The organism is Flavisolibacter nicotianae (assembly GCF_003628535.1).
In the GTDB taxonomy this organism is placed as follows: Bacteria; Bacteroidota; Bacteroidia; order Chitinophagales; family Chitinophagaceae; genus Flavisolibacter; species Flavisolibacter nicotianae.
The window spans coordinates 1-16,235 of sequence record NZ_RBCI01000017.1 but is presented as its reverse complement, the minus strand read 5'-3'; the positions used below and the strand labels follow the sequence as shown (position 1 = coordinate 16,235).

The window sequence follows — 16,235 nt, the reverse complement described above, 5'->3', positions numbered from 1 at the left end:
CAACCTGCTTTAGGTGCAGGCCAGAAAGCCAATAGATAATTGAACAATGCCTCCCCACCATTAGGTGGTTGCAAGGTTTCCCTGCAGGGCCGTATCGGGCGGATTTGCCGTCTGCTTTTTCGAAAAATAAAGCACACCGAAAAATGAAAATACAAGAAAGTCGATCCGGTGAAAAAAGAAGACAACGATGAGAAATGCATAGTACCGGCTGATATCGTCAGTGACCACAAAATTCCCGGTTAGCAGCAAATAAAGTAAGACCGCGAAAAGGAGACCCATTTCAGATGCAAAAAAGATCCACCCCATATCGAAATGGCCTTTGAACTGACCGGACTCCAGCAGTTCGAGATTCCAGTCCACAACAAAGTATTTTACCGGAACATGTTTGTAGTTGCCCGAACCGAATCCTGACAATAGCATTGCCTTGTTGTCCTTGAAATAATTTACGGCCGGCAGTTCCAGGTCTCTTTGCAACGGAAAACCAAACAAGTCGTTGTTTTCTTCCTGCAAGGCCACGTCGAAGCGCTCCAGCGCCCTGTTCAATACCACTTTTGAAAAGGCGGATTCGGAAGATGAACCCAGGAGCTGATCAAACACCACGTTCACCAGGTTGAACAGCAGGAAAAAAGAAAGAATGGCAAGAAAGGCAACAGCGCTGACCCGCTTCAGCAAGCGTGAAAAGAACGCGACAAACACAAAAGCCAGGACGACCAAATAGAAGGTTTGGCTCACCGTCAATACACCGACCGCAAAACAAGCGCAAGCCGGCAGGTATTTTTTCGACTGGAAAAACAGGGGCAAAGCCATGCCCAGGATCACAGAAAGGCCTTTGGGTTCATAACAGAAAGCCTGCACCCTTACCAGGTTCAGGCTTCCCACTGCATAAAAATATTTGTCGCCGCCGGTGAGTCCAAAAATTTCACGCATCGTGTTGTTGGGCACCAGGATAAAAAGAAACAGTTGCAGCACTGCCACCATACAGGAAAGCAGGGCGGCTTTTTTAAAGCTTGCGAAAATCCGGTCCTTGTCTTCGCCATACAACAGGAGAAAGTTTGTGATGACCAGGATGGGAAGCAAGTATTTGAGAACAAAGTAGAAATTGTTCAGAAGGATCTCGGGAATCCTCAGGTTCCCAAGGTTTGTATGAACAAATAGCTGTACGACAAAAAACAGGCAAAAGCTCACCAGGACAAGGCCGATCAGCTGGATCGTTTTGCGGTGGATGAGTTGTGTGCGGAAAAGAAGATGCAGGCTGATGGCATACGAAACAAGAAACAATACATCAACCGTAGGTCCTAAAAACCGGATGGAATAATAGCGGAAAACCGTTGCGTAGATCAACGATTCCACAATCCCAATCGATTGCGTCCAATAAAGATGAACGATCCGGGCGGAAATCAGTAGACAGAGCAGTGAAACAAGAAGTGTAACCAGGTCCATCAGCACAAATCAAGCGGCAATCAAAAGCCGTTTATGGAAATAAAAAGAGTTGTGAATGCGATTTGCTTGCGAACGAAACGGAAACGCGGTGGAAACAGTTTGCCCTGTTTCTTACAGAGAAAAGCCACTGTCACGAGCCGGCAGCAGGCGAAACGTTGTCAATTCGCCTGCTCACTGCCATGCAAAGACGTGAAATGATAGTGCTTTTTCATCCGAAGGTCAATGAATTTTGAAAGCGAGATTCGGCCCGTCCGCAATTGTTTCAACCGCTCCTTTACAAAGAAAAAATATGTCTTGCTATACGAAGGCGAATTTTCCCGGGCACCGTTCACATTAAATTGTATTCCCTCTGCCCTCACCTTCATTTCCAGCCGTTGCAGCTCTTCGATGTAAGGCTTGTACAAAAGTTTTTTTACATCCGGGTCAAGTTCGTACAGGGTACCGGAATAGGACACCACTTTGTCGGAAAAAAATTTGACGCCATGAAAATGGAAGAAAACAAGAGGCGAAATCTTTCCGGTTTGTTTATTGACCAACCGGATTTCGCGGTTCTCCCGAACACACTGAAACTGCTGCACATTCCAGGGAGCGATGCCCCCTCCTGCGTTCTCCATCACATGAACACCACGAAAACGGGAGGTCCAGTCATCAAGGTATTTCTGGTCGCCAAACTTTCCCTCTTCTTCTCTTGCATAGCACCATTCGATACACCGTTCCCGCCACCATTCCAGTGCTGTACGGCCTTCAGGATTGTTTTTGAAATAGAGGAACTGAACACAATAAATCCCACTGGCTTTCGACTGGTCGTATTCAGGTGTATAACGATGTTCGGTCAGTAAGATCGACCGATCGCCCATTTCATCAAGAATCACCTGCGGATTTTGATAAAAAATTAAATCCGCGTCGACGTAAATGCAAAACGGAAGGCGAAAATGATCAATACAATAGCGAACCACAGATGGCGTGCAGGTCCAGCAATACTCCGCGGCCGACCGTGTGGGCTTAATGCGGAGCAGCTGCTCATCTTCAAAATCCGAAAGAGAAACCGGCGTCAGGTGGGGAAGCTGCGCCTGCCGCAGGTAGTTGTAGCTTTCCTGGTCAAACGCAATGACATACAAATGAAACGAGGGACAGACCTTCTCCAGCGATTCATACAGCGCAAGTCCCCTTGTCAGGTAATTGGAATTAAATAAAGTGCAAAAATGAATCATGATCGTTGTTCAGAGATGCGTGTTTGCAGGAAGCGTTTAATGCCAGTTGATGATTACTTAGTTTTTCTTCGCTAAAATGATGTTATCCAAAAACAGGTCGCCGTTGGATGGAAGGATCGCACCGGCAACCCGTCCGAGAACATTTACAGGAAACACGACAGAAAACAGCGTCAGGTAATACAACACCTTTCCTTTTGTCATTAATTTTTTATAGACATAGGCATTCACCAGCTGGAAAATCGCCGATACGTCGTCAACGGATTTGATCTGCCGGCAAACGCTAAAACCGTTCTCTTCCAGCAGGTATTTCAGCCCGAACGAACTATACCGTGCAAAGTCGTTCGGCTGTTCGTGTTCGTCCCAGATAAACGGTACCGTCAACAGCAGGTGGCCGTCTTTTTTTAAAACCCGGTTGATCTCCTGCAGAAAATGCGCTGGTGTAAATACATGCTCCAGTACCTGGTTGCAGATCACATTGTCGAATTCGCCATCGCCAAGCGGGAAAGTCTTGCCGTCGTAATAAATATCGATGTCCTCGTTCAAATGCGGATGCCCGGGATTTTCGATATCCAGCCCGATGTATTCCGAATATCGAAACAGGTTCTTATACGGCTTTCTCCCGCAGCCGACGTCCAAAATTTTACCGGTGATGGTTTCCGATAGCGCCTTGATATTTTTATGCAGGCCTTTCCGCGCAAAATAAAATGGGTTGACCATCAGCCCGAGAGGCGACGGTGCAAAGGCTTCTTTTTCAAGGATGTTTTTAATCCGCTCTTTCATTCACTTCAGTTGGTATTGCTTTTCGACAGGAAAAACCCTTTGAAATAGGTATTTTTTTTATTGCTGTAATCCGAATTATCAAATGCTGCCCTTATTTCATACCTCGTCAGAAACGGTGCTAAAAAACGCTGTTCATTGAAAAACCAGGCGGGATAAGAGGCTGGATATATTGCAGGATGAACTTTCTGTATTGTGAGTTGATGGTTGTCGCTTTTAGTAAACGCAGTCCGGTCGATGAATATGTACGGGATATCCTGCTCCAGAAAATTGTCCACAATTGCAAACGGATCTTCCAGGTATTGAAGCACAGATGAAAGCACGAGCAGTTTCGGATTCATTTTTTTCCTGCTTTCCTCAATGCTATTGCAAAACAATAAAATGTCGGATTGCAGATGCTGCTGGCCGAACCGGACAAATTGTGGCTGCTCTACTACAGTCCATTTCACGTCGTGTAAAGAGTTCACCAGCTTTTGATGCTGAAAATAGCTGCTGCCAAGTGATCCTCCAAAATCAATCACGTGCAGCGAACCAGCGTTTTGTGCTGCGACAAAAAACAAGCAGGAAAGAAGCTGCCAGTTGTATTCATCCTTAAAAAACAATACACCATCCCGTTCAAATTTCGCCACTCCGTTCTTGACCCGCAGGACCGCGTCCGTCACCTTCTCAAAAATCAATTCCGAGTCGTATCCGCTACACTCATTTTGTGCATCGTGCCACGAGTCATAATTGCCGAACCATCCATATTTTGAAGGAGACCGCAGTGCCGTTGCGACCACCGGAGGAAGAATTTTCTTTAGCAATTGCTTCATAGGATTGTTTTAGAAACGGAGTGCGGCAACCACTCTTTCGCTACTGCCTAATATTTGAAATCAAAGCTGTAGTCTCTGCTCGTCATTTGACAAAACGTCTTTACAATTGTAGCCTTAGCCACTTTTTCAGCTTTCCTGCCGTACTTAAATTTTCGAAATAATGTCGGCCGATCATCCGGCGGACTTCTTTTTTTTCTTTTAATGGAAGGTCGATCAAATCGATCCTGTGGGAACTCAGTTCCGCGGATGAAAGTTGGTCGTCCTTCACATGCGTGCCACTACCATCGCCCCCAATGTTTCTGACCAGGGAACGGCTGGGATAAAGCGTGAGCTTATCCTGCAAATAGGCAGAGGCATACCACCGAATGGCCCAAGAATCCACCTTGCCTTCATTTTGAAGGCGAAGCATATTGGTGTAGGCATAGCTTCCCAACAGGTCGAAATCATAGGTCAACTTCCTGTCTTTTAGCTCCCGCAGCAATTGCGCTGCATCCGGGTTGAACAGTTGCCAGCCCCGTCGCCAGGTTGCCCATCCCCAGCAGTCGGCACCACGCAAAAAGAAAACGGGCTGAGAATAGTTGTTGGGCACACAGTAACCGTGGATAGAAATCACCTCCTCCGTGTGTTCGTATTTTGCCAGTCCCTCATTCATGTATTGCAGGAAATAGGGCGACAAAATCATATCATCCTCCAGGACGATGAGGCGATCGTAAAGGCGCAAGGTTTCCGTCACACCGTGTATGACAGAATTCGCAAGACCTTTATTGGCCTCGGCGCGGTGCACAGTCAGCCGCTTGCACCAGGTCTGTGCCTGTACCAACCGATAGACGCTTTCAATTTTCGTTTGTTGTTCCGTCGTGGCACCGGGTTTTGGCCCGTCGATATAGACAATCAATTCTGACTCGCCGGCGAGATGGTTTTCGGAAAGAGAACGCAAGGTTTGCTCTGTGTGCCAGGGCCTGTTGTAAGCAAAGAGAACGATGGGAGCAGTCGTCATAAAAAATTCACGTCAGCACGTGCAGTTGAAAAGTGATGTTTGCTTTATTGTTGCACGGCAAGCCGCTCGAAATACTTTTTCTTGAAAGTTAAAGACAGGTAGTAGTAGATAACAAGGTAAACGGTGTTCGCCAACAACGAGCTCACGGCCGCACCATAAACACCCCATTGGGGAATTAGCCACATGCCCAATGTCAGGCTGATCAGGCTGACAAACAGACCTGCGTACGAAATAAATTGAGTTTTTTCGAAATAGACAAGGTAATTATTGAATAAGGTGGCCAGTGATACAATGATTTGCGTGACAAGCAACAACGGTAGAATCAGGGCTGCCTGGTTGTATTTGTGCGGAATGATTCCCTTCCAAAGCAGGCAACAAAACAAGAGCCAGATACACAATGCCAGTCCGGCAAAAAGGATCACCATTTTCTTCGAAAGCTTTTTTGAATTTTGAATATTTTTTCCCAGGTCTTGCTCTTTTAAAAACTGCGGAAACCATACGTTCTGCAACGATGTAAAGATTAAGGGAATGATGCTCGCAAAGGAAAAAGCCAGGTAGTAATTGGAAAGATCTTTCAAACTGCCAAATCGTTCCAAAAAAAACTTGTCGCTGAAATTGATGACAATGCCAAAAAGCGCAGAAAGCATCACCGGAAGCCCCATTTTCAAACTGTTTTTCATAAGGCGCCAGTCGAATTGCGGCACCCATTCTTTCAGGTAAGAATGCGCAAAGAAAATAAACAAGACGACTTCAACAGCGTATGACACACCCAAACGGATTTGCACGGGATCAGATTTCAGGATAAACAACGTTGAAAGCGCCAGGATGTTGACAAAAATGACACGGTATAGATTATAGGTTTTAACCTGGCGAATTTTTTCACTGGTGTAAAAAAAATTCGTCAGAATAAAACTTGCAATCGTGATTGGCAGCGCTGCCAAAACAACCACCCTGTAGCTGCGATAGGATTGGCTGTTTTTAAATAACAGCCCAATCAGGTTGGCATCCCAGCCAAACAATATCAATGGCAGCAAAATGACCAAAAGGGCAAGAAACAAGGTCGCTGCAATCGTAAACAGCAAACGTCCACGCTCCTTTTCTGTATGATATGTGTGATAAAGTTTGCTTTGCGGTATGTACAAACCAAAGTTCAATACCAGCGAAAAGGTCTGCACAATGGAAAGCAGGTAATTGTACAAACCAAATTCATCCTGGCTCATCAGCCGCAGGTAGAGAGGGATGAGAAGAAACGCAGACGCTTTTACGAGAATGTCAACACCCAGCACACCGGCAAACTTTTGCAAAAAAAGATTGCGTCGGTAGGTATTAGCCAATGAGGTAGGCACCGTATTTCCCAGGAATTTCATATGCACCTAAACTGTCTGGATTCTATTCATTTCAGAAATCTGAAAAACAAGTTCAACCCCGAAACTCCCTCCGCAAATAAAAAGAGAGTCCGAGCTTTCCGAGGAGCCGCTTGCCGATGATTTTCACAAACTGGCTAAGAAATTCGATGTTGATCAGAATGGGAGTACTAACACAATTGCCCAATTGCGCTTTCCGCGTTTCAACGCTTGTTTTTATGCGGTTACTGACGCCTCCATCGGTCATATCAACGGTGACTGCGTCCAGAAAACGAGCATTCAGTTGCTCCTTTGGTCGCAGCAGCAGTTCGTAGTCGCCGGCAATCTGGTAACCCGTATTGTAAACGCCATATTTCTCAAAAAGTGAGCGGTGATGCAGCGAACCCGGATGGGCAACAACCGGCTTGTACCGAAATTCCTGCCACTGCCATGGCCAGCCAAACACCCGCTTCTTCACGCCTTCCGGGGAAACGATCTGAACTTTCGAAGAAATATAGAGCACGCCTGCCATGTCTTGCTTTTGCAGAAATACATTGTAGTGGAACAAGGCATCCGGCCGTAAATAATCGTCTGTTCCAATAAACAGGATCCATTCACCTTTGGCCCGTTGCAACCCTTTGTTCCAGGCGTCATAAATACCCTTGTCGGGTTCACTGATCCAATAATTGATGCTGTCTTTGTTCCTGGCAATTATTTCAAGAGAGCCGTCAGTTGATCCTCCATCGACGACGATCAATTCAAAGTTCCGGAACTGCTGGTTCCTTACACAGCCAAGACTTCTTTCAATGGTTTTTTCCGCATTGAAAGCAGCCATGATGATGGAAAAAAGAGGCTGTGGCATAACCTAGTGCAGTGGAAATTTTTGCTCTTTAAAAATGAGGGTATTGTAGGTCTGTGCAAAGAGCCGGTAGCCATTTGCCAACAGAAATTCGGTGCCCTGCGTTTCTCTTTCGCCGGACGGTTTTCGCAATTCTTCGACCAGGACGATGTTGGGCCGGTACTTTTCCCAATTGTTTGACTGGAGAACGTCAAAATCGAGGCCTTCCACATCGATGCTTAAAAAATCGATCGTATCGCCTGGCTTCAAATGCTTGTCAAGGATATCAGACAGAGGATAAACCCGCACCTTTTTCTGTTCGACAATGCGATAGCCGTTGAGGCCATTTTTCCGGTTTGCCTCCTCTTCGTTGAACGTGTTCAATGCAGGCTCGTTAAAAATGGAATAGGTCAACTCTCCTGTTGCCCGGGCAATGCCCGCTTCGATGTTAATGTCGTTTGGCCGTAACTTTTCAAAAAGCCGCATGCTGCCCGGCATTGCATCGATGTTGATGCCATGCCATCCCTCGCGGTAAAACTTGTATGTATTGGAATATTTTTTCGGATGGTGAGCGCCGACATCTACAAAAAAGCCGTCTTTTTTTCTTCCGAAAATCCGCGATAAAATTAAATCTTCCCCTTCCTGCGAGTACGAGACGTTCAAATATGAAACATTCAGCAGGAAATCTTTCAGCCTTTGCGGGGTGAGGTCAAGAAAAAACGAGGCAATATTTTTAACGGGATGCATGATTTTCATAGAAAATTTCTTTCACGAGCACCGGGTCAGCATTACCAGCCAGCCACAAAGAATACAATCCTTCCGTATTCCGGTGAAGATAAATCCAGGATTGATCTTTCTGTCGCTAGGATACCGAGGTTTCTGTTCGTGCTGCTTTTTTTGCCATAAACAGCAGGAAAAACGGAAAAGCGACAAGAACGAAAAGCAAGCCTGCAGAAAAAATTGATACAGCCAACACAGCTAGCAAACCTTTTTTATTATCGTTCAGTAAATAGCCGGGCCGATCGAGCAACTGGATCACCGGTGTTTGCTGGGACAGCAGCATTTTACTGGCTTCCAGGTTTTTTGTTACTTCTGCATAGAGGGTACCCAGCACGGTTTTGTCACGGGTTGCAATTTCAACCGGCACTATCGCCGTGCGGATGCCAGGGTTGATGTCGAGTGGCTGACTGGCGGCGGCCCGGTAGGACTTGTTGTTCAGCAATACCAGCAACGAGTCGGATCGCCTTTGCAGTTGCCGGATATTTTCCTGGCCCGTACCAATCCGCAGATCGAGGTACAACTTGCTTGCCTCCTGTACAATGCGTTCTGTCATCAAGCGGGCAAACTGTGCATCAGCAGCAGAAACCTGCACTTTGATGATTGTTCCCTGCTTACTCATGCGCTCAGTGGAGAGATTTTGCTTGAGGATTGACTCATAAATCACATTCAAAACACTATCCTGGATCGGGCTTAATTGTTTTCTTGCACCGGCAAAGTTGAAAGAAGGCAGAAGGCCTTTTTCCTGCCATTTCTTTTTTATGCCGGTAAACTCCAGATAGCGGTCTGCCAGCGTCGTACCTGTTGTAAGGGTATCGTTTACTGGACTAATCAGGACTTGCTCGATAACTGTTTTTGATTTAAGAATTTCCAAAATGTTTTCACTACTGAACATACTCCCGCCGCCCAGGCTGCCCAGGTTGAAACCAAACTGCGAAGCTAATCCTGACAGTCCACCGCCCCCACCAGACTTTTCTTCCAGGATGAAGGTGCTGACAGCTTCGTACCGCGGTTTTTGCCTCGAGTAATAGAAGAAGCCCATACCAACGCCAAGGATGATAAACAACAAAAGCAACCACCATCTTTGACGCAGGTAGCGCAAATAGGCTTGTGTTTGCTTCACGATTTCCCACAATGAATAGTACTCTTTGGGGCTGTCTTTCATTTACAAAATGATTTTTACTGATGGCTATTCCACCTTAATGCAGTGGTATGCGCAAGGCTTCGCCGTTCCTCAGTCACATTCGTTTTTCTACTGAGGATTACATTTTTTTTGCGGCGCATCCGGTTTGCTGTTTCGGTTTTAGCGTCCGGGAAACGGGAAATCAGCAAGATTTCCCATTCCATCTCACATGCCTGTTTCTTGCCCGAACAGCAAGCATTCATTTGCACCGAATGCTATCGGCTGATCACCGATATCGTCGTGATTAACGCCGTGATCGCCGATATCAGGATTCCTGCCTTGGCTGCATCAAACGACCCTTCTTTCTTGGCCCTTTGCGGTACAAAAATGTTGGCGCCGGGCTCTATTTTGGGATAGCTGGGAAACAGGCCCAGAACCTTCCTGATTTTTGCCGACCGGCCATTGGCATAAATGACAAAAGCCTTTCTCCGCAATCCCGTCTGCGTTACGCCACCGGCATCGGAGAGATAATCGTGCATGGTTTTGCCTTTTTCGTACATCACATCCACCGGGCGGAAAACTTCGCCGTTTACACTTACTGTGTTGTTGATGCGGGGTATCACCAGTTCATCGCCTTCTTCCAGCGTGATGTCATCGGCGGTACCGGGGTGCTTTAAAATATAATCCAGGTCTATCGCCACATCAGTGGTGTTCTTCTCCGGAACAACCACTTTTGTCTTGGTTGTATCCTTTACCACCGACTGAAACAGCCGCTTTATTTCGGCCGAGTCGATCACCTCGATCTTTTTACGGATCAATTTGGCCCCGCCAACATTGGCCGTATAAAGCAGCCCGCCAGCCCGTTTGATCAGTGAACTCAATCGCTCTTCACGGCTCTGCAAGGTGTATACAGCCGGCAACAAGACCTCGCCGGAAACCTTGACACTAATCTGCTTTTTATAAAAAGGATCTTCTTTAATCGTCACAATGTCGAATGGCTTCAGAACGATGTCTGTGGCCGTGCCGGCAAGGTCTTTATCGCCATTGATCCGGATGAGTTCCACGATGTCGCTTCCCGACCTGTTGACGTCGATGTCGCGTTTGCGGCGGGAGATCTCGATGCCCATCCCGGTCGCATTGTCGGCATAACCATTTGCTTTCAGGATGAGCGATTTCAAGGAAAGACCCTCCTCGTACCGGAAGTTACCCGGGTTGCGAACGGCACCGTTGATGGTCACAGTCGCCGTGTCGCGAATGCCAAAAATGGACGCGACGTGAATGCTGTCTTCCTTTTGCAGGACAAGGCCGGCTTCTTTCCCGCTGATGAGCGGCTTCAGGTCAATTGCAAGGTACTCTTTGGAAAGATCGTCGCGGGTCCGTACCAGGATGGCCCTGTCGGTAAAAACATCTTCCTTCAGCCCCTGGGCTTTCTGGATTAATTGCTTCAAGGTCATGCCGCTTTCCAGCGCATAAGCGCCGGGCTTGAAGACGGCCCCACTAATGAGCACACGGTTTTGGTAGCGGTTTACAACCGAGTCGATAAAATATTCGTCGCCGTTCTCCGGCTTGAAAGCTTGCAGTGCATCGCCTGCCACGTCCAGTACCTTCCGGTCGAAATCACCATAACGGTTGCCCGTGATTCGGCCGCGGAAAGCCTTGCTTTTAAATCCACCTGCAAATTGGATGGCGTCTTTCAGGCTTTCGCTTCCGTGCATTTCGAAAATCCCGGGGCGGTTTAGCTCACCATTCAGCGTGATCAGCAAGCTGGCAAACGGAACACGAATGACATCGTTGTCTTCGAGCCGGAGGTTGCTGCTCAAATCACCCTTCACCAAAAAATCATAGAGATCGGCAACCTGGACGACCTTATTGGCCCGGATGAGTTCAATGTTCCGGAACGACCCGTTCTCGGCTGGTCCCCCGCTTACATAAAGGGCATTGAACAGACTGGCCAGTGATGGCAAGGTGTAGGTTCCCGGCCGGTTGATGGCACCAATGAGTGTCACCCGGATGCTGCGGATATTACCAACGGTTAATTGCAACTTGGTCTGCCCGCCGGAAAGCCCCGGGTAGTACCGCGACAAACGGCTGCGCAACAGTGCGGTTGCCGCCTCAATGGTCAGGCCGTTCACATTGATAATGCCGGCATATTTGACATTGACCGTGCCTTCCGGTGATACTTTTAAATTCTGCTGGCTCATGTTATAGCCGTAGATATTCAAGATCAGTTCGTCGTCGGGACCAATGATGTAATTCTTCGGCGTGGGCATGCGCAGGTCGGGCTCGAAAGTGAGATTGGTATTGGAAAACAGCTCGGAACCAAAAATCTTCGACCGCCGTTTGATGCTTTCGGCTGTCTCGTAATCGAGCGGCTTGATGGTTGTAACCGTGCGTTTCGAATTTTCGGGAAGCGTTTTGACGGGCTTTTCCAGTTCATTCCCTGTTCCCATCGTGCCGTTTGCTTCCAATTGTTGGATGCGCTGCTTGATTTCAGCCATTTCGGACGGCGGCAGACCCCTGCGAAGAAATTCCGCCTCCAACTGGTCGGCCGTTACCCCACTGGCCTTCGCCTGGTTAAGATATTGCTGCAACTGGCTGTCGGAAATCTGGGATGCTTTTACCGTGCTGAGATCGGAAGGAATTTGCGCTACGACATAAACCGAAAGAAAAGAAAACAGCGAAATGAGTAAAATCCTTAAGCAGATCATGGATTTGGATTTAAGTCTTGTCTCGGTTAGCTTAGTAAACTACACGCAAGATGCGCGGCGCTAAGTTATTAGTTTACATATTATAACAAAAATCTTTTAAGAAATTTTAGGGTCTGGGCAGGTCCCGGAAAGAACAGCCAGAGTCCATGTTATTGCAAATATTTAAATAATAAGTAATTACACCTATATCTTCCCTGGAAAAACGGCTTTTAGCCGTTGGTTAAATGGTGACGTTTTTATGTACTATTATACTTTCCGTCGTTAAAATGAGGCTAACTCCCTGCAGAGCCCGGTTAGTTATTTCTATTTTTTACGGCCAAGCCAGCTCCCGATTGTTGCCACAAGGCCGTTGCCGGTTTTTTGATTTGCAAGTTTGGCTTCAAGGCCCATGGTTACCGGTAGCGAAGAAAAACCCTTCTCGTCATTCCTTGCAACAGCTTTCCCGAAGAGCTTAAACAGGGATGCGTATTGCGGCAGTGAAGACAGGGCCAGGTCGGTACGGTGCCTTGTAACTGCATCCGGAAGTTGGGGGTCATACCCGCTGAAATGGAAAAAGACAAGGGGATAGTCGCCGTTCACCCGATAAACGTTTCCGGAAGACGCCAGGGTACGTTCACTGAAATTCCAGTAAGCCAGGTTATAGCCGGGGTGAAAAAAAACACAAGTCTTTTGAAAATACAGCGGCACCAGGTTCAGCCACAACTGGTCGACAAACAAACCTTCGCCAATGTTATTATAGCAATGGTATTGCAGCCTTTCCTTCCACCAGTGTAAAAAGGAGCCGGTCACAGCATCGTTTTTCAAACCAAAAAAACCGGCATTAAACACACCTGCCCGCAACAGATCGCGTTCCGTTGGCAGCGATTCGGCAGAGGGCAGCGCCTGAGAAAGATGGGGAGTGAGAAGAATAGAGTCGGACTGCAGCGCTTCTTCCGCCTCGTGAAGGGTATGATATACCAGGATATCGGAATCAAAATAAAACAACAGCTCGCAGTCACGGAAGGTCTGAAAAAGATAGCCGGCCACAAATGGCTTCAGGGCGCAACTAAGTTCGAAAATGGTATACCGCTGATTCATTTCTTCCAAAGCATCGATGTTCATATCCGTAACGGGAATGATCGTGTGCGGGGCAAAAAATGCCGTATCCAAACCGGTAAATGTATCAGCCAGGGCTATCACAAACGAATAACCCGGATTGTGCTGAATCACAGTGTCGGCTAAAGACTTGGCGTAGGCAAGGTAATTGGCCGAGCAAACAGTGAATGCGATCTTCATTGGTCTATCCTGGTAGATTTAAGCGGTAAAGAAATGGAAATTATCCCTGACCCGAAAGGCGCCAACGATTTTTCATACCGGCCGCAATTCGATTCACCTGTCATACGGTTACCTGGTTCATCGGCGGGCTGCCGTCGATTTTGAACAGATGCAATCCACTTAGGTTTACCAACGAACACGAGCAGGTATCGCGTTGGATTGCAACTGATCGACGCGACCCGATATAGGCATTGCATTACCACCATTCTGAAGAAATTGTTCCGGGGGAAGCCACCACTTCTTACAGCTGTGTGACAAAAGTCTTGCTGGCGACCACCATCTGTTGGTATTTTTACAACAACCAATGGTTCGAAAATTACAATGAAAGCAATGCCCCTGCCGGATGACTTTTTCCATGACCTGTTCCGCCAGCAAAAGCAAAAAGATGTGGTGCCCTCCAACCGCGAAATCACCGGATGGGCCGAGCGGCTCATTTGCGTTCTCTACCCGCAACTTTCAACCTGCGTGCTTTGCTCGGAAGAAGCCATCCGGAAAGTATTTGTCGAACTGGAGGTCGAACTAACCAACATCCTGAACACCACCACAGCCTGCGAGCATTGCAATAAAGCCGATATTGCCCGCCAGTTTTTTGCCGGCGTGCCGGAGATTTACCGGCTGCTGAATACCGACATTGAAGCCATTGTAAAAGGCGACCCGGCTGCACATACCGCCTTTGAAGTGGTCAGGGCTTATCCCGGATTCCTGGCGCTGAGTTATTACCGCATAGCCCATGCCCTGCACCGACTGGACGTGCCCTTGTTGCCAAGGATTTTAACCGAACAGGCCCATTCCAAAACAGGGATTGACATTCACCCGGCGGCTGCAATCGGCGAGTATTTCTGTATCGACCACGGTACGGGAATCGTCATCGGGGAAACGTCCCGGATTGGAAACCACGTCAAGCTTTACCAGGGGGTGACCCTTGGTGCACTGAGCGTGAAAAAAGAAATGGCTTTTACCAAACGGCACCCAACAGTAGAAGATCATGTCGTCATCTATGCCGGTGCTACAATTCTTGGCGGAGAAACGGTCATTGGTCATCACAGCGTGATCGGTGGCAACGTCTGGATAACGGAAAGTATCCCGCCCGGTTCGTTGGTTTATCACCAGCCCATTATAAATATTGTAGAAGGAAAATTTTTAAGCACCTCGGTATGAAAACAGTCCTCGACACGGTTGGCAATACGCCGCTGGTTCAATTGAAACATCTCGTTCCGAATCCTGCCGTTTCGGTCTATGCGAAGCTGGAAGGAAATAACCCGGGAGGCAGCGTGAAAGACCGGCCGGCTTTGAATATGATCCGTAGCGCATTGGAGCGGGGACAGATCAGCAGCCGTACAAAACTGATTGAGGCAACCAGCGGGAATACCGGCATTGCCATGGCCCTGATCGCGAACCTTTTCAACCTGGAAATCGAGTTGATCATGCCGTCTTCATCAACCCGCGAACGGGTGCTGACGATGGAAGCATTCGGCGCCAAAGTGATCCTTCTCGACAGCATGGAAGCCTGCCGCGATTATGCCGAAGAAAAAGCTTCCGGCGGCGACTATTTCCTGCTGAACCAGTTTGCCAATCCCGATAACTACTTATCGCATTACAAAACGACCGGCCCTGAAATATGGGATGACACCAATGGCGGGATTACGCATTTTGTCAGCTCCATGGGCACCACGGGCACCATCATGGGAACGTCGATGTATTTAAAGGAAAAAAATCCTTCCATTCAAATTGTCGGTTGCCAACCAACGGAAGAGGCCTCAATTCCTGGCATCCGGCGGTGGGCACCGGCCTACCTGCCAAAGATCTTCGATCCCAAACGGGTAGACAGGATCATGGACATTACACAGGAAGAAGCAGTTGATATGACGCGCCGGCTTGCTAAGGAAGAAGGAATTTTTGCGGGCATGAGCAGCGGTGGTGCCGCTTCGGCGGCGATCCGCTTAAGCCGGGAATTGGAATCGGGTACCATTGTCTTTATTGTTTGTGACCGTGGGGACCGCTATTTGAGCAGTGATCTTTTTGGCTGAAAAAATCCGGATGGCAATGACATAAAAAATCCTGCAGAAAAAACTACAGGATTTTCTTTTTTGAGGCTGGCGGGCAATCGGGGACAGCTTTCGAACCTTCTTGTTCAAGATTTACTGAAAATCAACGAGTTCATCAGCAAGTTTAGTTTGGACGAATGACAGTTACCATTGCCAGCTAATTTTATGGCATTTAGCTTTGCGAGATGAAGAAATTCCGTTCACATTTAACCGAATCCGAGAAAACAGAACTAAGCCGACTATCAAGGCTCAACTTTTCCACTTATACCGAAGCTGATGTCAGGGAAGAATTTCTGGTCGAACTCTTAAAACTTTTAGGGTAAAGACCATGAGACAGGAGCGGTTGCCATCCGAAGGAAGGAAGTACGCCTCTTCTAGTTTGAGGCGCTACAAGGTGGTTTTGAAAATCTCCGGCAGTGAACCATCAGCAGTTGGAGACAATTCCAAAGAATTCAAAGGCTATGGCTATAGAGTTATTCTCGTCGAAAGACAATTTGAAAAGATCGGCAGGCAACTGATCCCAGAAAAGATCAGCATAGAAACCTTAGAAGATTGTCTAAAATTAATTTCTAAACAAAAAGAGTACAACCAGTTCCTTAGGAACTTTTCTTTAATTCAATCAGAGATTCCAAGGCTGGTCGAATGGGTTAAAAGCAATCCTTTAAAGTTAATTGAACATGACACTTGGGAGGAGACTCTCAAAGTCTGTAAATATTTTATTCAAAACTGTCGGCTTCCCTATAATTCGCTCATTTGAAAGTTAGCAAAGGCGCTTAATTTTAAATGAGTAAATATGAAAAAATCAAACTTCACCGAAACACAGATTGTCAAGGCTATTCAAGAGCACGAG

14 protein-coding genes are annotated in these 16,235 nt (G+C 47.3%); 3 read left to right on the top strand and 11 right to left on the bottom strand.

What is annotated here, in order from left to right:
* Positions 1 to 60: 60 nt before the first annotated feature.
* From D6024_RS24730 to D6024_RS24680, 11 genes are all read right to left on the bottom strand, one after another.
* Positions 61 to 1,440: a hypothetical protein gene (locus D6024_RS24730; protein WP_121357510.1), complete on the bottom strand. Its 1,380-nt coding sequence runs from the start codon at positions 1,438 to 1,440 to the stop codon at positions 61 to 63.
* Positions 1,441 to 1,598: 158 nt separating this feature from the next.
* Positions 1,599 to 2,651, bottom strand: a complete 1,053-nt coding sequence (locus D6024_RS24725) for a glycosyl transferase (RefSeq protein WP_121357509.1) — start codon at positions 2,649 to 2,651, stop codon at positions 1,599 to 1,601.
* 57 nt (positions 2,652 to 2,708) lie between these two features.
* The gene (locus D6024_RS24720) at positions 2,709 to 3,431 is read right to left on the bottom strand and encodes a class I SAM-dependent methyltransferase (protein ID WP_121357508.1); all 723 of its coding nucleotides are present in this window, start codon (positions 3,429 to 3,431) and stop codon (positions 2,709 to 2,711) included.
* A 5-nt stretch (positions 3,432 to 3,436) separates the two neighbouring features.
* Positions 3,437 to 4,240, bottom strand: a complete 804-nt coding sequence (locus tag D6024_RS24715) for a methyltransferase, TIGR04325 family (protein ID WP_121357507.1) — start codon at positions 4,238 to 4,240, stop codon at positions 3,437 to 3,439.
* Between the two features lie 100 nt (positions 4,241 to 4,340).
* On the bottom strand, positions 4,341 to 5,237 hold the full coding sequence (locus D6024_RS24710; protein WP_121357506.1) for a glycosyltransferase family protein: 897 nt from the start codon (positions 5,235 to 5,237) through the stop codon (positions 4,341 to 4,343).
* A 44-nt stretch (positions 5,238 to 5,281) separates the two neighbouring features.
* Positions 5,282 to 6,604 carry a lipopolysaccharide biosynthesis protein gene (locus D6024_RS24705; protein WP_121357505.1) on the bottom strand — a complete coding sequence of 441 codons (1,323 nt, stop codon included), beginning with the start codon at positions 6,602 to 6,604 and terminating at the stop codon, positions 5,282 to 5,284.
* 52 nt (positions 6,605 to 6,656) lie between these two features.
* Positions 6,657 to 7,442 (bottom strand): glycosyltransferase family 2 protein, encoded by a 786-nt coding sequence (locus tag D6024_RS24700; RefSeq protein ID WP_121357504.1) that lies wholly within the window; start codon positions 7,440 to 7,442, stop codon positions 6,657 to 6,659.
* Positions 7,443 to 7,445: 3 nt separating this feature from the next.
* A complete protein-coding gene (locus D6024_RS24695) occupies positions 7,446 to 8,174 on the bottom strand; it encodes an FkbM family methyltransferase (protein WP_240410156.1) in 729 nt (242 codons plus the stop codon).
* Between the two features lie 106 nt (positions 8,175 to 8,280).
* On the bottom strand, positions 8,281 to 9,360 hold the full coding sequence (locus D6024_RS24690) for a Wzz/FepE/Etk N-terminal domain-containing protein (RefSeq protein ID WP_121357503.1): 1,080 nt from the start codon (positions 9,358 to 9,360) through the stop codon (positions 8,281 to 8,283).
* A 233-nt stretch (positions 9,361 to 9,593) separates the two neighbouring features.
* Positions 9,594 to 12,026, bottom strand: a complete 2,433-nt coding sequence (locus D6024_RS24685; protein ID WP_121357502.1) for an SLBB domain-containing protein — start codon at positions 12,024 to 12,026, stop codon at positions 9,594 to 9,596.
* A 303-nt stretch (positions 12,027 to 12,329) separates the two neighbouring features.
* Positions 12,330 to 13,301: a glycosyltransferase family protein gene (locus tag D6024_RS24680; RefSeq protein WP_121357501.1), complete on the bottom strand. Its 972-nt coding sequence runs from the start codon at positions 13,299 to 13,301 to the stop codon at positions 12,330 to 12,332.
* Positions 13,302 to 13,661: 360 nt separating this feature from the next.
* Between D6024_RS24680 and epsC the strand changes: the two genes are divergently transcribed.
* The 3 genes from epsC to D6024_RS24665 all read left to right on the top strand — a co-directional run bounded on the left by epsC (position 13,662) and on the right by D6024_RS24665 (position 16,142).
* The gene (gene epsC, locus D6024_RS24675; protein WP_121357500.1) at positions 13,662 to 14,498 is read left to right on the top strand and encodes a serine O-acetyltransferase EpsC; all 837 of its coding nucleotides are present in this window, start codon (positions 13,662 to 13,664) and stop codon (positions 14,496 to 14,498) included.
* Positions 14,495 to 15,367: a cysteine synthase CysM gene (gene cysM, locus D6024_RS24670; protein ID WP_121357499.1), complete on the top strand. Its 873-nt coding sequence runs from the start codon at positions 14,495 to 14,497 to the stop codon at positions 15,365 to 15,367. The genes epsC and cysM overlap by 4 nt, the downstream gene beginning before the upstream one ends.
* 346 nt (positions 15,368 to 15,713) lie before the next feature.
* Complete coding sequence (locus D6024_RS24665) at positions 15,714 to 16,142, top strand: DUF3322 domain-containing protein (protein ID WP_121357498.1); 429 nt, start codon at positions 15,714 to 15,716, stop codon at positions 16,140 to 16,142.
* Positions 16,143 to 16,235 lie beyond the last annotated feature (93 nt).